The sequence below is a fragment of the Alcaligenes sp. RM2 genome (assembly GCF_052931795.1).
Genome location: NZ_JBRFIO010000002.1, coordinates 493,161 through 514,491, shown reverse-complemented (window position 1 = coordinate 514,491; position 21,331 = coordinate 493,161). Strand labels below are relative to the sequence as shown.

The following is a 21,331-nucleotide window of genomic DNA, read 5'->3' as shown; positions in this document are numbered from 1 at the left end:
TTTCTCACAAACCCTGCATTTATGCGCTTAAGAAGGGAATTAGACGATCCTGAAAGGGACAAAAAAACGACGCTAATAATTGAAAGCATTTCCTTCTATTGAGCCATAAATGAAATGTTATGACACAAAGAAGATACAAAACCCCGTATAAAACAAAAAGATACACGCCCATTTCAGGCACGCCCTTAGCCCTGTTTTCGGCTTCCGCACGCCGGGGGTATCGCCTCCTCTGCCTGCCCCCTGCCCCCCTCTGGCAGCCCCTCTGAAGTTTTTTCACTTTATTTTGGTTTTTTTCTTCAAAAGACTTGCACAAAGATAAAAACACCTTCATAATCTCAATTCTTCGTTGGTGGTCGACAAAAAGAACGCCGAAATGGGGGTATAGCTCAGCTGGGAGAGCGCTTGCATGGCATGCAAGAGGTCAGCGGTTCGATCCCGCTTACCTCCACCAAAAAACGAAGATTAGCTGTAGAGTCCTGTCCCCTTCGTCTAGAGGCCTAGGACACCACCCTTTCACGGTGGGTACAGGGGTTCGAATCCCCTAGGGGACGCCAAGATTCTTGGCAACCGCTGCGGAGCGGTAGTTCAGTTGGTTAGAATACCGGCCTGTCACGCCGGGGGTCGCGGGTTCGAGTCCCGTCCGCTCCGCCAAAAAATTTAAAAATCAGTCCTGGACTGGTTTTAGCAGTTTGAAGTGGCAAGCCTCGTCAAGCCTGACACTTATTTCGATACTTTGGTTTTTTGACGCAGTTAAAAAACGAAGTAAAGAAAATTGGGGGTATAGCTCAGCTGGGAGAGCGCTTGCATGGCATGCAAGAGGTCAGCGGTTCGATCCCGCTTACCTCCACCAAAACGACGATTTAGTTGTAAGTCCTGTCCCCTTCGTCTAGAGGCCTAGGACACCACCCTTTCACGGTGGGTACAGGGGTTCGAATCCCCTAGGGGACGCCAAGATTCTTGGCACCGCTGCGGAGCGGTAGTTCAGTTGGTTAGAATACCGGCCTGTCACGCCGGGGGTCGCGGGTTCGAGCCCCGTCCGCTCCGCCAAAAAATTCAAAAAGCCTGATAGATTTCGATCTGTCAGGCTTTTTTCATTGGTGGACTCCCGGCCTGCAAGCATGCGCACCAGAACACCTCTCTCAGCCTCTGGTGCCTATCGCTCGTCTACGAATACCGTGCAAAGAAAAACCGATAAGCACTAATGCCCCTCCAAACAGGCATACCGCATGCCACCCACCCAGACGCCAGGCAATACCAGCCCGACCAGCAAAACCACCGCCTGCCCCAGAATCAATTTTCTACGGTCAATCCGGTCTCCAAGAGGGACCAGAAAAAACAGGCCGCAAACAAACCCCAACTGGGTCGCCATCGGGGCCAGATTAATCAGCCCTCTTTCCTGCGAGAATGCCTGTTGCAACAGTTCCAGAAGCGGCTGGTTGTAATAGACATTCGAGACAAATACGCCGCAGGCAATGAGGCATCTCCCATCCGAACAACCATACGCATCAGCCACCTTGCAAAAAGCGCTATCCCTGGCACGCTCTCAACAAGCCAAAGCCCGGAAGGTCAGACTCAAAGCATGATCCCATCCTGCGGATGCCCTGCTGCCTGCTCAAGCCATCGGCTGATCTAAAAGGTTTGCCTGTCAAGAAGAGTCCCATCAAGCAAAAAAACGGGATATGTGGCCTCAATTTACTTGCCGCGGCTTAACAAGGAAGTTAATGTATTGCGTTATCGTTACTTCAACATTCAACTTCTATGCCAGCCAGTACCCTGGGCCAGCGTGGTCCGACCGAGCATCATCGCCGCGAACAGATCATTGAGCAGGCCAATACGCATTTCCGGCTCTACGGGTATCGCAAGACCTCTGTTGCCAGCCTGGCCAAATCCATAGGCGTGTCCAGCGCTTATCTCTATCGTTTTTTCGACTCCAAGCAGGCTATCGGCCAGGCGATCTGCCACTCTGTGCTCAAAGGCATGCACGTGCAGCTGCAACAGATTGTAGAGGGCGACTTGCCCCCTATCGAACGTCTGCGCCACTTCATTGAAACCGCCTGCACGCTAAGCCTGGAGCTGTTCTTGCAGGAAGGCCGCATGCAAGAAGTGGTCATTGAAGCGCTGCAAAACAATTGGGCAACAGTGGACCAGCACAGAGAAGATTTGCTGACCCAAATCACCGCCCTGGTGCGCGCGGGCCGTGAAAGCGGCGACTTTGAACGCCGCACGCCCTTGGACGAGGTGGTTCAAGGCATCCTGTTTGCCTTGACCGCCTGTCTACACCCTGTCTTGCTGGAAATACATCCGCCTGAAAAAACCCGCCAAGGTTTGCTGGTGGTCACGCAGCTTATCCTGCGTAGCCTGATGCCTTGAACGTCACGCCCCAAGTTACAGTTCATCCAACTATTCACCTACCCGGAGTCCTGCATGGCTCTTTTTCGCTCTCTTAGCCCTGTCTTGAGTTTGTCCGCCGCCCTTGTACTGATGGGGTGCAGCCAGCAGACACAGGAGGCCGACCCTCGCACTCAGGCTCCTTTGGTCATTCAAAGCGTGATTCAGCCCAAGGCCGATCAGCAACGACGTTTCCTGGGGCTGGTCAGCGCACGGGTGGAAAGCCCACTGGCATTTCGGGTAGGTGGCAAGATTGATACGCGCAAAGTTCAAAACGGCGAGCACGTTGAAAAAGGCCAACTCTTGATGACGCTGGACCCCAAGGATCTGCAACTGGATTACCGCGCCCGTCTGGCTGCCGTGCAGGCCGCCCAGGCTCAGGCCGAACAAGCCCAGTCAGATTACAAACGCTTGTCCCTGCTGGTGGAGCAAGGCGGTGTTTCCCGTCAGGCGCATGAACAAAGCCAGAAGGGACTGCGTAGCGCACAGGCAAATCTGAAGTCCGCCCAAGCACAAGCTGAAATAGCCCGCAACGCCGACCAATACAGTTCCCTGAAAGCAGAAGCCAGCGGCATCATTACCGCCCAGATTGCGGATGTTGGCCAAGTTGTCAGCCCGGGGCAAGCCGTGCTGCGCCTGGCCCAGGACGGCCCACGTGATGTCATTGTCAGCCTGCCCGAACAATGGGATATCCCGCTGGGTACTCGCGCCACCATTGAACTAACGGACTCCCAGGAAAGCCTGCCCGCCCAACTGCGCGAGTTGGCCCAATCCTCTGACCCTGCAACCCGCAGCTATCAGGCCCGCTTTTCCTTCGAGGGCGAGAATGTCACCGCAAGACTGGGTTCCAGCGCCATTGTGCATTTGACGCCCCCGGATGCAGACGCCTTGAATCAAGTGCCGCTGACTGCAATTTACGATGCGGGTAAAGGGCCCGGTGTGTGGGTAATTGATGATCAGAAAACCGTGCACTGGCAGCCCGTGACCATTGCCAAGCTTGCCCAGGAACACGCTTACCTGTCCCAAGGCCCTGAAGCCGGTACGGCCATCGTGGCGTTGGGCGCTAACCTTTTGCATGAAGGCCAGGAAGTTCGTCCTGAAACACGCGAGGTCAAGCAATGACAGGCCGCTTCAATCTTTCCGCTCTGGCGGTGCGTGAACGGGCCATCACGCTGTTTCTGATCATTGCTCTGGCAGCGTCCGGCATTTACTCCTTCGTGAAACTGGGTCGAGCCGAAGACCCGGCTTTTACCGTGAAAGTGCTGACCGTCACTGCCATGTGGCCCGGAGCCACCGCCCAGGAAATGCAGGATCTGGTGGCCGAGCCCATGGAAAAGCGCATGCAGGAACTGCGCTGGTTTGACAAGGTAGAGACGGTTACTCGTCCCGGCACAGCCTTGATGGTGGTGACCCTGAAAGACACCATGCCGCCCGCGGACGTTCAGAGCGAGTTCTATCAGCTCCGCAAGAAGCTGCAGGATCAGGCTCCGCGCTTGCCCAAAGGCGTGCAGGGGCCGTTTGTGAACGACGAATACTCGGACGTGTCCTTCAGCCTGTTCGCGCTGCAAGCCCCCGGTCTGCCACCGCGCCTGCTGACTCGCGAGGCCGAGAAAGTACGCAGTCAGCTACTGCAAGTCCCCGGCGTCAAGAAGGTGAATATTCTGGGCGAGCAAAGCGAGCGTATTTTTGTCGATCTGGACGAAGCCAAGCTGCACAATCTGCAGCTCAATCCTCAACAGATTCTGGAAGCCTTGTCCAAGCGCAGTGCCATGACAGCCAGTGGTGCCATCAGCACCGATGGCCCGCGTATTCACATGCGCCTTAGCGCCGGGCTGGAGGATGTGGAGGCCATCAGCAATACCTATATCTACGTGCAGGGTCATAATCTGCGCTTGGGCGACATTGCCACTATCAGCCGTGGTTACGAGGACCCACCCAGCTTCGAGATTCACCACAACGCACAATTTGCCATGTTGCTGGATGTGGTGATGCAGGAGGGCTACAACGGCCTGTATCTGGGCAAGGATCTGGAAAAGGCACGGGAAGATATTGCCGCTGCCCTGCCCCTGGGCTTCTCCCTGGAGACCGTCACCAACCAGTCGGTGAACATTGCCTCCGCCGTAGGCGAGTTCATGTTCAAGTTCTTCGCGGCGCTAAGCGTCGTGCTGCTGGTGTGTCTGGTCAGCATGGGCTGGCGGGTCGGGATTGTAGTGGCTGCCGCTGTGCCCCTGACGCTGGCCATGGTGTTCGTCATCATGATGATGACAGGCAAGGTGTTTGATCGGGTAACGCTGGGCGCGCTGATTATCTCGCTGGGCCTGCTGGTGGACGACGCCATTATTGCGATCGAGATCATGATCGTGAAAATGGAAGAAGGCATGGACCGCCTGAAAGCCGCCGCCTATGCCTGGAACCATACGGCAGCCCCCATGCTGTCCGGCACCCTGGTGACGATTATCGGCTTTCTGCCGGTGGGTTTTGCCCGTTCCTCTGCCGGGGAGTACGCCGGCAATATCTTCTGGATTCTGGCCGCTGCCCTGCTGACCTCCTGGCTGGTTGCGGTGGCCTTCACTCCCTATATGGGCGTGAAATTGCTGCCCGCCATTCCAGCCCGTCCCGGCGGCCATCAGGCCATTTACGACACCCCCAATTACATGCGCCTGCGCCGCATGATTGCCTGGTCGGTACACCACAAGTTTCTGGTGGCCGGAATTGTGGTGGCGGCCTTCGTGCTGGCGGTTGTAGGCATGGGTTTCGTCAAACAGCAATTCTTCCCCACCTCCGACCGACCCGAGCTGCTGGTAGAAGTGCAGTTACCCGAGGGCAGCAGTATTCAGTCCACGCAAGCCGTTACTCGCAAGGTGGAGAGCTGGTTGCGCGAGCAGCCCGAAACCAAGCTGGTCACCAGCTATGCCGGGCAAGGCGCACCGCGCTTTTTCCTGTCCTACAACCCTGAACTGCCTGATCCCTCCTTTGCTCGTCTGGTGGTGCTGACGGCTGATCACCACGACCGCGATGCGCTGCTGCAACGCTTCCGCCAAGTGGTGGCCGATGGCCTGACACCAGAAGCGCGTGTCCGTGCCACTCAGCTAGTGTTCGGGCCATCCACCAAATACCCGGTGGAGTTCCTGGTACGTGGCCCTGATCTGGACAAGCTACGTGATATTTCCGAGCAGGCCATGGCGGTGATGCGGGCCGACAAGGACATGCGTCAGGTGAACGTGGACTGGGGTTCGCGCGTACCCGTCCTGAAGCTGGACGTAGACCCACAACGTCTGCAAGCCTTGGGTTTGAATCGCCAGAGTCTGGCCGAACAAATCCAGTTGCAGCTGGATGGCACAACCGTTGCGGAATACCGCGAGGACCTGCGTAATGTGCTGGTTGTGGCGCGCAGCTCGGCCAGCAACCGCCATGACCCAACTCGCCTGTCCGGCCTGACCGTCATGAATGATCAGGGCCAGAACCTGCCCTTGGAGCAAGTCGGCAAGCTGGAAATCATGCAGGAAGAACCCAAGCTGGCCCGTCGCAACCGCCTGCCCACCATGACCGTGCGAGGGGATATTGCTCCGCACGTGCAACCGGCAGAAGTGGCCAACCGGGTGATGAAGGAGTTTGCCTCCTTGCAGGCTTCCCTGCCCCCTGGCTACCTGATCGAGATGAGCGGCATCACCGCCGAGGCCAAGAAGTCCAATGACGCGCTGCTGCCCGTCTTCCCGGTCATGATTGCCTTGATGCTGCTGGTCATCGTGATTCAGGTACGTTCGCTCTCGAACATGATCATGGTGTTCCTGACCGCCCCCTTGGGCTTGATTGGCAGCGTGCCCGCCTTGCTGATTTTCCAGCAACCCTTTGGTTTTACCGCGATTCTGGGGCTGATTGGTCTGGCGGGGATCCTGATGCGCAATACCTTGATTCTGATTGAGCAGATCAAGACCAACCGGGCTGAAGGTGCCTCGCCCTACGATGCCGTGATTGAAGCCACTGTGCAGCGTGCCCGCCCCGTCATTCTGACGGCGCTGGCGGCGGTACTGGCCTTCATTCCGCTGTCCTTCTCCGTGTTCTGGGGCTCCATGGCCCTGACGCTGATCGGCGGTACAGCCATTGGCACCATCCTGACGCTCTTGTTCTTGCCCAGCTTGTATTCGATCTGGAATCGAATCCAGGATCCACGCGCCTCATAACTTGCTTGAAGGCTGAAACTGTGTAAATAATGGATGCATGGTTTGAACACCAACAAACCATGCATCCCACTGCCAGTCTTGTGGGTCCGGAGAACAGAACGACGCAAGATAGCTTATGTCTACACAGAAAGACCTGCCCGCCGCCCTGTCTCACGCTTTCGAGAAGGCGATCTACCGTATACACAGCCCAAAGGGCGATATGGACGTGCGCATCGGCCAGCTCAACCGCCCTCTGAATCAATTACTGGAACAAGAAAACAGCCGTGGGGCGGCAATTTTGACCGCCTGCAATCCAGGCGCGCAAATTTGCAGCCGTGCCTTTAACGATGCGGTTCAGGAAAGCTTGCTGCGCGATTTGCAGAAACTGGATCTGCGCTGGTGGCCCGCCGTGAATCTGGACCCCAAGGGCAAATGGCCGGATGAACCCAGCCTGCTGGTGCTGGACATCAGCCTGCAACAGGCACGCTGGCAAGCACGCCTGTTCAAGCAATTGGCTTTTGTCTATATACCGCTCAATGGCAAGCCGCAGCTGCATCAAGTGCAGCAGCGCCTGCCGGTGTCTGATCAGGCCGCTTCAAACAGCCCCGTTCCCTTCTAAGCGCTGACGAAAGTCTTCAGCAATGGCGGCACCTTTCAGCCGCCCTTCCGGCAAGACCTGCGCCCAGGCGCGCCACTCGTGGCCGGTTGCTACCAGCACACCGTCCATATTGAAGACTTGATATTCAAGCTTGAAGCGCCGCTCCAGCCATTGAGCCACCTGCACGCAAACGCGAATCTCGCGATCATAGGTAACGGGTGCGCGGAAGTTGGCACCGACATCCACCAAGGGCGTTACCGCATCATATTCCTGGCGCAAGATACGCTGACTCAAGCCTGCTTGCCGCAGCCACGCCTGATACGTGCAGTCAAACCAATAAAAATAATTGGGATAGAAAACAATCCCGGCCTCATCGCAATCACCCCATTCCACGGTGATGCGGCGCTCGAACACGTGCATGTTTATCCTTTTGCAAAATCGCCTGCCAGTTTACCCCGGATAAAAAGATGGAAACCACGGTAATCAAGCACTGAATCAGCCGCTGAAACATTTTGCAAATACTGCCTTTGAAATAGTTTGTATCCCTCACAATAATTGAAATTAAGCGAAGTTAGCGACAATTTCGTCTAAAAATCACTGAAATAGGCCCCATAGCGAGACAAGCCTCCGGAGCCTGCCAGCCCCAGGAGTCGTCTTTCACAGGCAGAAAACCTAGCATAGCTGCGTCACTGAATAAGGTAGCCTGCCATGTCTGTAAATACCCCCGCACCCTGGACGATTCGTCGCATCATGGAGCTTTACGAGCTGCCCTTTATGGACCTCGTGTTCCAGGCGCAGACCGTACATAGACAGCACCACCCGGCCAATCAAATCCAGCTCTCCAGCCTGCTCTCCATCAAGACAGGCGCCTGTCCCGAAGATTGCTCCTACTGCCCGCAATCGTCCAAATACCAGACCGAGCTGGAACCTGAACCCTTGATGCCCCTGGAACAGGTATTGGAAGCGGCCCGCGCCGCCCAGGCACAGGGTGCTCAGCGTTTTTGCATGGGTGCCGCCTGGCGCTCTCCTACCGAAAAACAATTGGACCAGGTAGTTGAGATGGTCAGCGCCGTCAAAGCGATGGGGCTGGAAACCTGTGTCACCTTGGGCATGCTCAAAGACGGTCAGGCGCAACGCCTGAAAGATGCCGGGCTGGACTACTACAACCACAATCTGGACACTTCCCCCGAGTTCTATGGCCAGATCATCAGCACGCGCACGTACCAGGACCGCCTGGACACGCTGGAACGCGTACGCGCAGCCGGTTTGAACAGTTGCTGCGGCGGGATTATCGGCATGGGTGAAAGCCGTCGCGAGCGTGCTGGTCTGCTGGCTCAGCTGGCCAATATGCGCCCTTACCCCGAGTCCGTGCCTATCAACCAATTGGTGAAAGTACCGGGCACACCGCTGGATCAGGTCGATGATCTGGACCCCTTCGAGTTTGTACGCACAATTGCCATTGCTCGTATCCTGATGCCCACCAGCGCCGTGCGCTTGTCGGCGGGTCGCGAAACCATGGATGACAGCACCCAGGCCCTGTGCTTTATGGCCGGTGCCAACTCCATTTTCTATGGTGAGCAATTGCTGACTACCGGCAACCCGCAGTTTGTGGCGGACCAGGATCTGTTTACCCGCCTGCAACTGGAAGCGGCCAAAACCACGCTGTCCGAACCCCCTTTGTCATTGGAACAAACCCGTCCACGCGCTATGGTCGAGGCCCTCTAACATGCTCACTCTGATCGCCAGCATTCTGTGCAGTGTTGCCGTTTCCATTCTGCTGAAAGTCGCTCGCCAGCGGCAGATCGATGTCGCCCAGGCCATCATGGTTAACTACGGCGTGGCAGTCACCTTGAGTCTGGTATTGCTGCAACCGCATCCCAGCAGCCTGCTGAATCCTGCTACCCCCTGGTGGATTCTGATTGCCTTGGGTGTGCTCTTGCCCAGCGTCTTTCTGTTCATGGCGGCGGCAGTGCGGCAAGCCGGGATTGTGCTGAGCGATGCTGCCCAGCGCCTGTCCCTGTTCATTCCCTTGTTGGCGGCCTTTCTCTTGTTTGGCGAGCAACTGGCTGGTCAGAAACTGCTGGGCATCGCCCTGGCCCTGATTGCCTTGCTGTGCCTGCTGATACGTCCGCGGCAGGCCAGTAGCCAGGAAGCAGGCTGCGGGCATCCTGCCCTGATGCTGCTGGCTGTGTGGCTAGGCTATGGCGTGATCGACATCATGTTCAAGCAGCTCTCCAGAGCCGGTGCAGCTTTCTCCAGCAGTCTGGTGGTGTCCTTCTCGCTGGCCGGTGTGCTGATGCTGTGCTGGCTGCTGGCCAAGCGCACCAGCTGGCATAAAGGCAGCCTTTTAGCCGGTCTGGTGCTGGGCCTGCTGAACTTCGGGAATATTTTCTTTTATATCCGCGCCCACCAGATCTTCCCGGAGAACCCCACTCTGGTGTTCTCGGCCATGAATATTGGCGTGATTGCCATGGGTGCCGTCATCGGCGCGGGCTTCTTCAAGGAAAAGCTCAGCGCGCTCAATATGGTGGGGGTTGCCCTGGCCATTGGCGCTATCGTGGCCCTGATTCCGCGGTGAACAATATCGGGCATGTCTCATACATGCCCGCGTAAACGCACTATACGAGAATTCTTATATTTGACATTTAAAACTTCAGGAACCGCGGCTTTTCATCTCCTGTAGATTAGAAAAAAACGATTTTTACCGACGCCCACGTCGGAGACTACACAGGAGACATGATCATGACCGGATTTACCCGTCGACAGTTACTGCTGGCCGCCGCTTCCGCTGGAGCCGGCGCACTGGCTGCCCCTTGGCTTGGCCGCAGTGTGCTGGCGGCCAACAAACCCGTCGTTGCCGCCCTGTTCTGCGGCCACATTGATGACAACGGCTTCATGCAAGCTGGTTATCAGGGCTTCAAGAAGGCCATGGACCAGTTGCCCATTACCGGCCACTACAAAGATCAGGTGGCTAACGAAACCCAGGCGCAAATTGCCGCTCTGCGCGAACTGGCAACACGATACAAACCGGCCTTGCTGATCGCCCACGGCGGTCAGAACACCGATGCTGCCCTGGCCGTTGCCAAGGAGTTTCCGGATACCCGCTTTGTGATCACGCAAGGTGCCGTCACTGCCAGCAATCTGAGCAGCTATGACGTGCGTCAGGAAGAGTCAGCCTGGCTGGCCGGTGCCTATGCCGCCCTGATGACCAAGACCGGCGTGGTGGCCCACCAGTCCGGCATACGCGTGCCCCCTGGTTTGCGCGCCCGCGCTTCCTATGCCGCTGGCGTCAAGCATGCCAATCCGGATGTGAAGCTGCTGACAAACTTCTCCGGCAACCAGGATGATATTGAGCTGGCCGCGCGGGTCACCCAGGCACAGGCCAAAGCTGGTGCAGACATCATCTACACCATGCTGAACAAAGGCCGTAGCGGCACAACGCAGGCCTGCCGTGAACTGGGCATCAAAGAAATTGGTAATGTGATCGACTGGGTCGCCCGTGAGCCCGACGTATTCGTCGGTTCCGCCTGGGCCGATGTAGGCATTGGCGTATTTGAAGCTTGCAAGGATCTGAGCGAAAACAAGTTCGAGTCCGGCAAGATCTTCAAGGTTGGCCTGCAGCAACCGGATGCGGTGCGCCTGATCATGGCCCCGGACACACCGGATGCCGTGCGCCAGCGTATTGCAGCGCTACAGCAGGATATTCTGGCTGGCAAGATTGAGGTTGAGGCCGAATTCAACGGGCCTGAGTTCCAGACTTAAGATCCGGGCAGAAATAAAAAACCCAGGCTTGGCCTGGGTTTTTTTATGAGTGAATCATGCTCGTAAACCGCTATGAGAACATGCTCGATTCTGGCGGCGACCTAAGGGGCTGGATCTGAGGGTTTACGTGCTTTCTCTGCGTCTTTCTCAGCGCTCGAGCTTTCCACATCTGCCGCGCTCCCAAAAGCGTCCAAGCCTTCAGAATTCACAGAGCTTCCCGAGCTTCCCGAGCTTCCCGAGCTTCCCGAGCTTCCCGAGCTTCCAACAACAGGATCAGCCCGTTTGTCGTCCTCGGCAAGTGTCGCCTCTGCAGCCTCATCTTCCGCCTTGCGCTCCGCAGCCGTGCTTTCCGTCGTTGCGGGCACCCGCTCTTCAACTGGCGGCAGATCTTCGAAAACCGGATCATGCGACACGTCAGAGCTGATATCCACCCGTGGGTCCAGTGCCACCGCCGCAGCCGAGCTTTGCAAGCTGTCTGGCATAGGCACAAAGGTAGTAGGCGCATCCTGGCTCAAGTGATCACCCAGTACCTTTTGCGGGCGGACCAGCAGAACCAAAGCCAAGCCACAGGCTGCCACGAAGATGTAGTACAGATTGCTGCCAATATAAGACATCAGGCCGCCGGCAAGCAGCGGCCCCAGACAGGCCCCCAAGCCATAGACCATATACAAAATGGCGCTCAAGCCAACTCGCCGCTCCGGATCCACGTTGTCATTGGCGAAAGCCGCGCCCAAGGGGTACAGCGTAAATTGCAGAATCCCGAACAACGCCGAAAAAATCAGCAGAAACCAGAACGGGGCCTCAAACCAGCCCCACAAAGGAATGGCCAAGGCCAGCAAACAGATCGCGTTAATGCGGATCAGTTTGACGCGATTCATGCGGTCCGCCAGCCAACCCACCGGCCATTGGGCCAGCACACCGGCGGCCACAGACACGGCGACAAACAAGGCAGCCTGCTCATTGCTTAGATGAACGCGCACCGCATACACGGGCGCCAGACCATAAAAGGCCCCGGTCAACATACCGGCGACCAGCAGCACCATCATGGACAAGGGCACGCGGTCCAGGTAATAGCGTGCGTTAATGGGCGCGGGTACTTGCAAGGGTGGGTGACTGCGACGGGTAATCGCCACCGGCACCAGACTGAAGGCCGAACAGATCGCCACAAATACCAGCGGCTCGTAATTCAGATGCGGAAACAGAGTCAGCGACAACTGCCCCAGCACGGTGCCCAGGCTGGAGAACACCATGTAAAAGGCAAAAATGGTGCCGCGTTGACTATTGTCGCTTTGCTCGTTCAGCCAGCTTTCAATCCCCATGAACTGCACCACCATGGCCGCACCCGCCAAAAAGCGCAGCAGCAGCCAGACGTACATGGAATCAACCAGAATCTGAACCAGCACACAGATGGTGACAATAGCAGCACTGGCGGCGTACGCCCGAATATGACCCACGCCCATGATCAGGCGGTGACCCATACGAGCACCAAATACCAGGCCCAGGTAATACACCGCAATCAGCCCGCCAATCCATACCTCTGACACCGAGATGGCCGTCAGGCGCACCCCCATGAAGGTATTGAACAGGCCCGAGCTGAGCAAGAGCATCAGGGTCGCAAAGTACAGGGACGAAAACGCACCCACCGATGACAGCATCCAGACATCCTAAAAAAACCGCGGCACCGGCCCCCAACTCTCGCTACCATCCAGATTCCGGCCTGGGTTTTGCGACAGGAGCACGGTAAAAAAAAGCGCCAGCTTGCCGCCAGCGCCTTGTAATCCTTCTATCCCTCGCCACGCCGGACTGGCGGGGGATCAGATACTTACGACTTTACCTGTTTCAACAGGGTGTCTGCATCTGATGTGTGCAGGCCGCCGTCGTTATCAATGTTCAATTGTTTGACAACACCGTCTTCCAGCAAGGCAGAGAAACGCTTGGAGCGCACACCCAGGCCTTTGGACGTCAGGTCAAATTCCAGACCCAATGCTTTGGTCCAGACAGCACTGCCATCGGCCAGCAGACGTACTTTGCCATTGACGTTCAGGGACTTGCCCCAAGCGCCCATTACGAAAGGATCGTTCACTGCCACGCACCAGATCTCGTCTACGCCGGCAGCCTTGAACTCGTCTGCCTTGGCAATAAAGCCAGGCAAGTGCTGCTCGGAGCAGGTGGGGGTGAAAGCGCCAGGAACGGCGAACACGGCAATTTTCTTGCCTTTAACCAGATCAGCCACCTGAAAGTTGTTGGGGCCCATAGGGCAGCTTTCTGTGGCGGTTTCAATGTACTCGCTAAGGGTCGCGTCTGGAACGCGCGCACCGACTGAAATGGACATAAGGTCTCCGTATGAATAAATACCGCCAGTATGGCGGCCCGAACTACCTATGATACTAATAGACTGGCCTGTCTTAGCAAATAACACTTATCAGTACGTTTCACAGGGCTACAAAACCGCGCGGGGTCTGGACACAAAAAAAGCCCCCACGCTACGCCTTCGGCTTGCTGCCCCCCGAGGGGGAGTTTTTTGTCTTGGGACGGCCCAGCGACAAAAAAAGCCCCCACGCTACGCCTTTTGCTTGCCGCCCCCCGAGGGGGAGTGTTTGCCTTGGGACGGCCCAGCGACAAAAAAAAGGCCGGGCTTTTTGCCCGGCCTTCAAGGTGATTCACGTCTTGCGCAGCTTGCATCAAGCCGTACTGCCACATCAGGGGCTCACCTTGCCCTGCTCGCGGATAGCGATCAGGACTACTACAGCCATCCCATCATGCGGGGCAGCCAAAGCGTAATTTCAGGTACGAAGGTAATCATCAACAGGAAGGCCAAACCAGTCAGCAACCAAGGCAATGTGGACTTGGTAACTTCGGTCAGGCCCAACTTCGATATGCTGGACGCCACATACAGGTTCAAGCCCACTGGTGGTGTCGCCAGCCCAATCTCCATGTTCACCACCAGCATGATGCCAAAGTGAACCGGGTCCATGCCCAGCTTCATGGCGACAGGAAACAGGATGGGAGCCATGATCAGAATCAGTCCCGAGGGCTCCATCACCATACCGATCACCAGCAACAGGACGTTCACGAACAGCAGGAAGGCGATCAGGCCCATGCCTTGCGACACAATCCATTCCGCAATGGCTTGTGGAATCTGCTCGGAGGTCAGAATGAAGGCGAACATGACCGCGTTGGTGATGATGTACAGCAGCATGGCACTCATGGCTGCCGATTCCAGCACGATACGTTTGACCTCGCGCAGCTTCACATCCTTGTAGACCCAGACCGCAATCACAAAGGCGTAAACCGCACTGATAGCTGCTGCTTCGGTAGGCGTGAACACACCGGAGTAAATCCCGCCCATCACGATAACGATCAACATCAGCCCCCAGATGGAGTCCATGAAGGCGCGCCAGCGTTCTTTGTAGGAAGCACGCGGCATACGGGGGTAGCCCAGTTTCCAGGCGCGGAACATGGTCGTGGCACCCAGGAGAAACGCCAGGATTAAACCCGGAACCACACCGGCAATAAACAGCTGACCGATAGAAGCCGTGCCAACTTTGACCCCATCCGGACCTTCAACCATCATGCCGCTGGTTGCCACGGCATACATCACCATCACAATCGAGGGTGGCAGCAAGATGCCCAGACCGCCGGAGGTCGCCACAATCCCGGTCCCGAATTGCACGGGGTAGCCTTGTTTGACCATGGCCGGAATCATGATTGAACCAATGGCCGCCACCGTGGCAGGCGAGGAACCACTGATAGACGCAAACAGGGCGCAAGCCAGCACCGCAGCCAGACCCATACCGCCGGGCAAGTGGCCGACCATGGAAGCGGCAAAGCGAATCATGCGTTGTGCGACCCCGCCATGCGTGAGGAAGCTACCGGCCAGGATGAAGAACGGAATCGCCATGATCTCGAACTTCTCGATCCCGGTGAACAGCTTGAGCGCAATACTGTCCATAGGAACTTCGGTCATGGTGAACAGGAACCCCATCACCGTCAGACCCAGGGCAATCGATACCGGCATGCCTGTCAGCAACAGGATAGCCAGCAAGGCAAAAATAATCAGGGCGGTCATGCGCGCGCTCCTTCGGATTCAGACACACCGCGCTCTGTTTCAGCGATCAGATCCGCCGCAGGCTCGTGATGAGGCAAATGGCCCGTCTGGATAAAGTTCATCAAGGCTTGCAGGAAGCGGAAGCACATCAGCAAGGAGCCCGCAGGTACCGCCAGATACACAATCCACACTGGCACTTCCAGGTCAGCCGACACCTGGGCTGTCTGGGCAATGCCGTAGACAAAGCGGCCACCAATCCAGGCAACAATGGCTGTGAACAAGGCACCGGCGAACAGGGAAATCACCACCAGCAGATGACGCCAGCGTGGGCCCACAGCGTTCACCAGCACGTCCACACCCACGTGGATACCAACACGAACGCCGTAAGCGGCGCCGAATTTGGCCATCCAGACAAACAGGTAAATGCACAGTTCCTGTGCCCAGAGCAAGTTGACGCCGGCCACGCTTCGATAGGTAGAACGGGCCATGGCGGTAATGGACTCATAACCCTGAGCCCGCGACCAGGACACCAGATCCGCCAGCAGGCTGACCGAGTAGCGCTGGCAGACCGCTACAAAAATAATCACTACGGCCGCCACCATCAGAAATGAGATGAACATTTCCTCAAAGCGGTCCAGAAATCGTAAAAACATGGGTAGCTCCAGACTACAGTCTGCCCGCCCGGGGGCCGGGCAGACACAAGCATGTAGCGGGAAGAAAAGAAGAACAGGTCTGAATCAGACCTGTACAAGACAATCAGATGAAGCAGGCTTTATTCGGTAGCCTTGTAGAAGGCGTCGATCACGTCCTGGCCGATACGCGAAGCCATTTCCTTGTGCACGGGACGCAGCTGCTTGACCCATTCCTGACGCTCGGCATCGCTCAGTTGGTAGAACTGGGTCTTGCCGGACTCTTCCATAGCCTTCATGGAGTCGTTGTTCTCTTGCTCAGCAATGTCGTTGGCGTAAACCGTGGCTTCTTCCATGGCTTTTTCCATGCCTTGGCGAATATCGTCAGGCAGACCTTCCCAGAACTTCTTGTTTACGATCACGGCATAACCCAGGTAACCGTGGTTGGACACGGTGGCGTGCTTTTGCACTTCGTGCATTTTCTGGGTGTACATGTTCGATGGCGGGTTCTCGGTGCCGTCGACCACACCTGTTTGCAGAGCCTGGTATACCTCGGAGAAGGCCATCACCTGAGGCACAGCGTCCAGTGCCTTGAACTGGGCTTCCAGAACCTTGGAGGACTGGATGCGCATCTTCAGACCCAGGAAATCATCCACGCTTTTCAGGGGCGTGTTGGCGCTCATGACCTTGAAGCCGTTATCCCAGTAGGACAGACCCTTGATGCCCTTGGGCTCCAGCTTGTCCAGCAACATGCGGCCTACAGGACCTTCGGTCACCTTACGCAGGTCCTCACGGTTCTGAAAAATGAAAGGCAGGTCGAACACTTCAAATTCGCGTACGCCCAGAGGGCCAAACTTGGCCAGCGACGGAGCCAGCATGTGCACGGCGCCCAGTTGCAGGGCTTCCAGTTCTTCCTTGTCCTTGTACAGTTGCGAGTTCGGGTAGACCTCGACAACCACCTTGCCCTCGGTGTACTTTTCGGCCAGTTCCTTAAAGCGCACGGCGCCCTTGCCCTTAGGTGTATCTGGCGATACAACGTGGCTGAACTTGATGATCATGGGGTTAGCCAGAACAGGCGCGGACAAGAATACGGACGCCAGCAAGCTGGCCACAAGGGTCTTTTTCATGTTTGCCTCCGGTCGGTTAAGAGCCGACACGTTTTATTGATTGATGTGCTTGAAAGCGTGTAGCTTAAAAAAGCGGCCCCGAATTATCTATTGTGGAAATCCGAAACCTTTTGTCATGATGCGTCTTGCCCGTCCGTCCGGATTCATACGCCAAGCGGCCTCGCGCACTCTGGCGGCCTACCCGATCAGCACCTATGTGCCTATTTTGGCCATCCTGATTATTGTGCTGCTGATGGGCGTGTTTGCCTGGGCGGTCAATAAGGAACGGGATGAGGAGCAGTCCAACGAGCTGATACGCAATGCTTTGTGGGTGGAGCAATCCCTGTCCTTTCAGCTGCGCTCGCACGAGAACAATTTAAGCCGCATTGCCAGCGAAATTGAAGTCCAGTCCCAGCCCGTCACGACCCAGACCGCGCTGACGCAATTACAGCACTTCAAGACCATCCACCCGGATCTGCTGAAAGTGGCCGTGCAGGATCGATTTGGCACCACCTTGCTGGTGCGCCCGCCCGGTGCTGATACCCGGATTGCAGCCCACGTCAGCACGCCGCGCACGTCCACCTGGCTACCGGCCTACTACTCCAATGAACACCAGGAAAGCGTGCTGGACCTGGTGGTTCCGATCTACGAAGACAACGATATTGTCGGCACCTTGCGCGCCACCTTTTCGCTGGCCACCATCCTGATGGAAAACGTGCCCTGGTGGATTGCCGAGCAATATCACGTCTCCCTGATCGACCAAAGCGACCAGACGCTGGCCACACGCTCCAAAGGCGAGCCGGGCGAAAGCCAGTTGCGCTACGCCATGTCGGTAGACCCGCCCTTGCATGGTGTGCGTTTACTGATGACGCCTTACCCGCAAAAGAACATCCCCACCTTCACCTTGCTACTGACCGTGATTGCGGGCCTGGCCCTGCTGGCTGTGGTGAACCTGGCCATGCAACATCACTACGCCCGCAAGCGCCGTGAAGCCGAGCTGGCCCTGATGCAGGAGCAGGCCTTTCGCAGCGCAATCGAAAACTCCATGGTGACTGGCATGCGCGCCCGCGATCTGGACGGCAAGGTGCTGTATGTGAACCCGGCGTTTTGCGAACTGGTGGGCCGCAGCAGCGAAGAAATTATTGGTCTGGCCCCACCCATGCCCTGGTGGGTGCCGGAAATGATGGATGAAACACTGGAGCGTCGAGATCGACTGAAATCCTCCCGCTCGGTGCAAGTTTTTGACACCCTGTTCCAGCGCCCGGACGGCTCACGTGTCGATGTGCAGGTCTTTGAATCCCCGCTGATTGACGCGCAAAAACGGCACGTGGGCTGGATCAGTTCCATCATCGATATCAGCTCGCGCAAGCAGGCCGAAGCCCTGGCCAGTTCCCAATCCGAACAGCTACACCACACGGCCAAGCTCATTACCATGGGTGAAATGGCCTCCACACTGGCCCACGAGCTGAACCAGCCGCTCTCGGCCATTGCCAGCTATGCGGCTGGTTCCCTGAACCTGCTGGGTAATGAACCGCTGGACCCGAAACAGCTGCGTCGCGGTCTGGAAAGCCTGGCGGAACAAACCCGCCGCGCAGGGCAAATCATCCACCGCATTCACGACTTTGTGCGCAAGCGCGATCCGCAGCTTAGCCCTCTGAATTTGCCCGATGCCTTGCAAGGCGCCTTGGCCATGGCCAAGGCAGGTCTGCGCCATCACCAGATTCAATTGATTGTGCCCTCCCACCCCGAAAGCCTGCCCGTAATGGGCGACAAGGTACTGCTGGAACAACTGATTTTCAACCTGCTGCGCAATGCCGCCGAAGCCATGTCGGGCCTGGAGCCAGAACGCCGGGTACTGGAAGTGACCATGCAGGCCAGCAATGGTGTCGTGCTGGTGATGGTGGCCGACCAGGGCCCCGGCGTGGCAGCAACGATCATGGCAGAAGTGTTCCAGGCCTTTACCACCACCAAAGCCCAAGGTCTGGGTATTGGCTTGAATATTTGCCGCTCCATCGTGGAGTTGCACCATGGCAAACTCTGGTTTGAAAACGGGGTTCCCCACGGTGCCACTTTCCTGTTTTCCCTACCCTTGATCGAACATGACTAAGCGCGCTCCTTTGGTCCACATCGTGGACGACGACCCGGCCATCCGCGATGCCTTATCCTGGCTGTTCTCCACCCGTCAGGTCAACACCGAACTCTGGGACAGCGGCGAGGCTTTTCTAAATGCCCTGAGCCCCGAAACGCAGGGCTGCATCCTGCTCGACATACGTATGGATGGTCTGTCCGGCCTGGAAGTGTTCGAGCAATTGCGCGAGCGCCAATCCCGTCTGCCCGTTATTTTCCTGACCGGCCACGGCGACCTGCCGCTGGCCGTGACCGCGCTGAAACAAGGCGCGGCGGATTTCATCGAAAAGCCCTTTAACGATAACGATCTGGTGGACCGGGTACTGGATGTGCTGCGCAGCTACGAGGCCAGTCAGGAAGAACGGGACAACGAACAGGCACTGGAAGAGCGGCTGGACACCCTGTCGCAGCGCGAGCGCGAAGTGCTGGCCCTGGCCCTGGAGGGACGGCTGAACAAGCAGATTGCCCAGGACCTGAGCATCACCATGCGCACTGTGGAAGTGCACCGCGCTCGGGCACTGGAAAAAATGCAGGCTCGCACCCTGATCGAACTGGCCCGACTGCTGAACCCGGCCCGCTTGCGGGAAGACCGCAACCCGCCGGGGCCTTAGCCAGAGCCACCGCGCCGGGTGTATATAATGCAACCATAAACAATTAGAACCGCGCACTAGGCCCGGTCCCGGAGCGATCATGAGCACCACTACCGAAAACACAGATTTGCACCTTTCCCATCTGGATGAAGATGGGAAAGTTCAAATGGTCGATGTCAGCCACAAATCCGCCACCTCCCGCTCGGCCACGGCCCGCGCCGTGGTGCGTTTGAGTCCCGCTGCTTACCAGTTGCTGTCGGCTCAGCACAATGCCAAGGGCGAAGTGCTGAACACCGCACGCGTGGCCGGTGTGCTGGCCGCCAAGCGCTGTGCCGAGCTGATTCCCATGTGCCACAGCCTGCCCCTGGATTTTGTCGGCATTGATTTTGAAAGCGACGCCGCAGCAGGCACCATTGCCGTGCTGGCCACCTGCCGCACCCGCTACACCACCGGCGTAGAAATGGAAGCCATGACGGCCTGCTCCATTGCCGCCCTGACCATTTACGATATGTGCAAAGCGGCCGACAAAGGCATTGTGATCGAACAGACCCGTTTGCTGGAGAAAACCGGCGGCAAAAGCGGGACCTGGACTGCCCAGCTCTAAGCCCTTTCACGGAGATAGCATGACAAGCCCTTTGACATTGCGCGTCCTGTACTTCGCCCAAGTGGCCGAACGCACAGGCCAGCGCCAGGAAAACTGGGAATGGCCCCAGGAAGGCACCGTTCAGCAATGGACCGAGGCCCTGCTGCAACGCCACCCGAATTTAAGCGATATGGCCGGCCGCCTGCATGTGGCCGTCAACCAGTTTCACGCCAAGCCTACCGACCCTGTCCGCCCCGGCGATGAAGTGGCTGTGTTCGAGCCCGTCACCGGAGGTTGAGATGATTCGTATCCAGACTGAAGATTTTGATGTTGCCGCCCTGAATGCCGAGCTGCGCGCCACGGCTGGCGGCAAGGCTGGTGCCATGGTGACGTTTACCGGCTACGTGCGCGATCAGGCCGATGGCACCGCCACCGAATCCCTGTTCCTGGAACACTACCCCGGCATGTGCGAGCGCGAGATTGAAGCGGTTTGCGACCAGGCCCGTCAACGCTGGCCCATACTGGATACGCTGGTCGTGCACCGCGTGGGCGAGTTGCACCTGACCGAGCAGATTGTGTATGTTGGCGTCACCAGTGCCCACCGTGGCGACGCTTTTCGCGCCTGCGAATTCATCATGGACGTGCTGAAAACCCGCGCCCCTTTCTGGAAGCGCGAAACCCTGGCTGACGGCAAGCGTTTCTGGGTACAGCAGCGCGACAGCGACGCCCAGAAAACCGATTCCTGGAATACCTCTTCGGACACCGACAAGCATGTCTAAAGCCAAGACCGACCGCCCCGCCGCACGTTTGAACGCGGCTGTTCTGACGATTTCAGACCGCCGGGGCCCCGACGAGGACAGCTCGGGTGATTACCTGGCCGCCAGCTTGACGGAAAGCGGTCACCATTGCGTACAGCGCGCCATCAGCAAGGACAATATTTACGCTATCCGTGCGCTCTTGAGCCAATGGATTGTGGATCCTGACATTCACGTCATCATCTGCAATGGCGGCACCGGCTTCAGCCACAAGAAATCCACGATTGCGGCCGTCACCCCCTTGCTGGATCAGGTCATTACCGGCTTTGGAGAACAATTCCGCTACTTGTCCTATCAGGACATTGGCTCCTCGGCGCTGCAGTCCGATGCGCTGGCAGGAACGGCCAACCGTACCTTGCTGTTCTGCATTCCCGGTTCGGGCGGCGCCTGCAAGCTGGCCTGGGAAAAGATCCTGAAAGAGCAGCTGGACAGCCGACATCGGCCCTGCAATTTTGCCTCGGAATATCTGGAGCCACCCGCCCCTTCAGCCCAGGCTTGACCCCACATGCAACGGTACAGAGCAGC

The 21,331-nt window shown here is 57.3% G+C and carries 20 protein-coding genes and 6 tRNA genes; 19 read left to right on the top strand and 7 right to left on the bottom strand.

The genetic code is table 11. The features are described from left to right. Nucleotides 1-375 precede the first annotated feature (375 nt). The 6 genes from ACU6HM_RS09195 to ACU6HM_RS09170 all read left to right on the top strand — a co-directional run bounded on the left by ACU6HM_RS09195 (nt 376) and on the right by ACU6HM_RS09170 (nt 1,047). Nucleotides 376-451: transfer RNA gene (locus ACU6HM_RS09195), tRNA-Ala, on the top strand. Nucleotides 452-478: 27 nt separating this feature from the next. After that, nucleotides 479-554 (top strand) — tRNA-Glu (locus ACU6HM_RS09190). Between the two features lie 20 nt (nt 555-574). Then, nucleotides 575-651 (top strand) — tRNA-Asp (locus ACU6HM_RS09185). Nucleotides 652-774: 123 nt separating this feature from the next. Beyond that, a tRNA-Ala gene (locus tag ACU6HM_RS09180) sits at nt 775-850 on the top strand. A gap of 25 nt (nt 851-875) precedes the next feature. Further along, a tRNA-Glu gene (locus ACU6HM_RS09175) sits at nt 876-951 on the top strand. 19 nt (nt 952-970) lie between these two features. Beyond that, nucleotides 971-1,047, top strand: a tRNA-Asp gene (locus ACU6HM_RS09170). Nucleotides 1,048-1,198: 151 nt separating this feature from the next. Here the strand turns inward: ACU6HM_RS09170 and ACU6HM_RS09165 are convergent. Beyond that, the gene (locus tag ACU6HM_RS09165) at nt 1,199-1,513 is read right to left on the bottom strand and encodes a hypothetical protein (protein ID WP_250756732.1); all 315 of its coding nucleotides are present in this window, start codon (nt 1,511-1,513) and stop codon (nt 1,199-1,201) included. A 245-nt stretch (nt 1,514-1,758) separates the two neighbouring features. Between ACU6HM_RS09165 and ACU6HM_RS09160 the strand changes: the two genes are divergently transcribed. From ACU6HM_RS09160 to ACU6HM_RS09145, 4 genes are all read left to right on the top strand, one after another. After that, nucleotides 1,759-2,370 carry a TetR/AcrR family transcriptional regulator gene (locus ACU6HM_RS09160; RefSeq protein ID WP_035271186.1) on the top strand — a complete coding sequence of 204 codons (612 nt, stop codon included), beginning with the start codon at nt 1,759-1,761 and terminating at the stop codon, nt 2,368-2,370. Nucleotides 2,371-2,424: 54 nt separating this feature from the next. Continuing rightward, nucleotides 2,425-3,510 carry an efflux RND transporter periplasmic adaptor subunit gene (locus tag ACU6HM_RS09155; protein WP_446763701.1) on the top strand — a complete coding sequence of 362 codons (1,086 nt, stop codon included), beginning with the start codon at nt 2,425-2,427 and terminating at the stop codon, nt 3,508-3,510. Beyond that, on the top strand, nt 3,507-6,569 hold the full coding sequence (locus tag ACU6HM_RS09150; RefSeq protein WP_446763700.1) for an efflux RND transporter permease subunit: 3,063 nt from the start codon (nt 3,507-3,509) through the stop codon (nt 6,567-6,569). The genes ACU6HM_RS09155 and ACU6HM_RS09150 overlap by 4 nt, the downstream gene beginning before the upstream one ends. A gap of 115 nt (nt 6,570-6,684) precedes the next feature. Next, a complete protein-coding gene (locus ACU6HM_RS09145) occupies nt 6,685-7,167 on the top strand; it encodes a DUF3293 domain-containing protein (protein WP_009463860.1) in 483 nt (160 codons plus the stop codon). Here the strand turns inward: ACU6HM_RS09145 and ACU6HM_RS09140 are convergent. Further along, a complete protein-coding gene (locus tag ACU6HM_RS09140; protein WP_009463861.1) occupies nt 7,144-7,566 on the bottom strand; it encodes an acyl-CoA thioesterase in 423 nt (140 codons plus the stop codon). The genes ACU6HM_RS09145 and ACU6HM_RS09140 overlap by 24 nt on opposite strands. 288 nt (nt 7,567-7,854) lie before the next feature. Between ACU6HM_RS09140 and bioB the strand changes: the two genes are divergently transcribed. The 3 genes from bioB to ACU6HM_RS09125 all read left to right on the top strand — a co-directional run bounded on the left by bioB (nt 7,855) and on the right by ACU6HM_RS09125 (nt 10,908). Next, the gene (gene bioB, locus ACU6HM_RS09135) at nt 7,855-8,871 is read left to right on the top strand and encodes a biotin synthase BioB (protein WP_254499730.1); all 1,017 of its coding nucleotides are present in this window, start codon (nt 7,855-7,857) and stop codon (nt 8,869-8,871) included. 1 nt (nt 8,872) lies between these two features. Then, nucleotides 8,873-9,724 carry an EamA family transporter gene (locus ACU6HM_RS09130; protein WP_022983422.1) on the top strand — a complete coding sequence of 284 codons (852 nt, stop codon included), beginning with the start codon at nt 8,873-8,875 and terminating at the stop codon, nt 9,722-9,724. Between the two features lie 164 nt (nt 9,725-9,888). Next, nucleotides 9,889-10,908: a BMP family protein gene (locus ACU6HM_RS09125; RefSeq protein ID WP_446763699.1), complete on the top strand. Its 1,020-nt coding sequence runs from the start codon at nt 9,889-9,891 to the stop codon at nt 10,906-10,908. 101 nt (nt 10,909-11,009) lie between these two features. On the opposite strand, the gene ACU6HM_RS09120 is transcribed toward ACU6HM_RS09125, so the two are convergent. The 5 genes from ACU6HM_RS09120 to ACU6HM_RS09100 all read right to left on the bottom strand — a co-directional run bounded on the left by ACU6HM_RS09120 (nt 11,010) and on the right by ACU6HM_RS09100 (nt 16,712). Next, nucleotides 11,010-12,563 carry an MFS transporter gene (locus ACU6HM_RS09120; protein WP_446763698.1) on the bottom strand — a complete coding sequence of 518 codons (1,554 nt, stop codon included), beginning with the start codon at nt 12,561-12,563 and terminating at the stop codon, nt 11,010-11,012. A 167-nt stretch (nt 12,564-12,730) separates the two neighbouring features. Further along, a complete protein-coding gene (locus tag ACU6HM_RS09115; protein ID WP_009463866.1) occupies nt 12,731-13,240 on the bottom strand; it encodes a peroxiredoxin in 510 nt (169 codons plus the stop codon). A 411-nt stretch (nt 13,241-13,651) separates the two neighbouring features. Continuing rightward, the gene (locus tag ACU6HM_RS09110; protein WP_022983420.1) at nt 13,652-14,977 is read right to left on the bottom strand and encodes a TRAP transporter large permease; all 1,326 of its coding nucleotides are present in this window, start codon (nt 14,975-14,977) and stop codon (nt 13,652-13,654) included. Further along, entirely contained in the window at nt 14,974-15,609 is a 636-nt protein-coding gene (locus tag ACU6HM_RS09105) for a TRAP transporter small permease (protein ID WP_035271196.1), read from the bottom strand. The genes ACU6HM_RS09110 and ACU6HM_RS09105 overlap by 4 nt, the downstream gene beginning before the upstream one ends. A gap of 119 nt (nt 15,610-15,728) precedes the next feature. Further along, nucleotides 15,729-16,712, bottom strand: a complete 984-nt coding sequence (locus ACU6HM_RS09100; protein WP_026485094.1) for a TRAP transporter substrate-binding protein — start codon at nt 16,710-16,712, stop codon at nt 15,729-15,731. A gap of 115 nt (nt 16,713-16,827) precedes the next feature. Between ACU6HM_RS09100 and ACU6HM_RS09095 the strand changes: the two genes are divergently transcribed. The 6 genes from ACU6HM_RS09095 to moaB all read left to right on the top strand — a co-directional run bounded on the left by ACU6HM_RS09095 (nt 16,828) and on the right by moaB (nt 21,305). Further along, a complete protein-coding gene (locus ACU6HM_RS09095) occupies nt 16,828-18,798 on the top strand; it encodes a PAS domain S-box protein (RefSeq protein ID WP_336972529.1) in 1,971 nt (656 codons plus the stop codon). Beyond that, a complete protein-coding gene (locus ACU6HM_RS09090) occupies nt 18,791-19,429 on the top strand; it encodes a response regulator transcription factor (protein WP_446763697.1) in 639 nt (212 codons plus the stop codon). Before ACU6HM_RS09095 ends, ACU6HM_RS09090 begins: the two co-directional genes overlap by 8 nt. Before the next feature lie 79 nt (nt 19,430-19,508). Further along, nucleotides 19,509-20,012 (top strand): cyclic pyranopterin monophosphate synthase MoaC, encoded by a 504-nt coding sequence (moaC, locus tag ACU6HM_RS09085; RefSeq protein ID WP_009463872.1) that lies wholly within the window; start codon nt 19,509-19,511, stop codon nt 20,010-20,012. A gap of 19 nt (nt 20,013-20,031) precedes the next feature. Continuing rightward, nucleotides 20,032-20,289, top strand: coding sequence for a molybdopterin converting factor subunit 1 (gene moaD / locus ACU6HM_RS09080; RefSeq protein WP_009463873.1), 258 nt, complete (start codon nt 20,032-20,034; stop codon nt 20,287-20,289). A 1-nt stretch (nt 20,290) separates the two neighbouring features. Further along, nucleotides 20,291-20,770 carry a molybdenum cofactor biosynthesis protein MoaE gene (locus tag ACU6HM_RS09075; protein WP_446763696.1) on the top strand — a complete coding sequence of 160 codons (480 nt, stop codon included), beginning with the start codon at nt 20,291-20,293 and terminating at the stop codon, nt 20,768-20,770. Next, a complete protein-coding gene (gene moaB / locus ACU6HM_RS09070) occupies nt 20,763-21,305 on the top strand; it encodes a molybdenum cofactor biosynthesis protein B (protein ID WP_336972519.1) in 543 nt (180 codons plus the stop codon). The genes ACU6HM_RS09075 and moaB overlap by 8 nt, the downstream gene beginning before the upstream one ends. Nucleotides 21,306-21,331 lie beyond the last annotated feature (26 nt).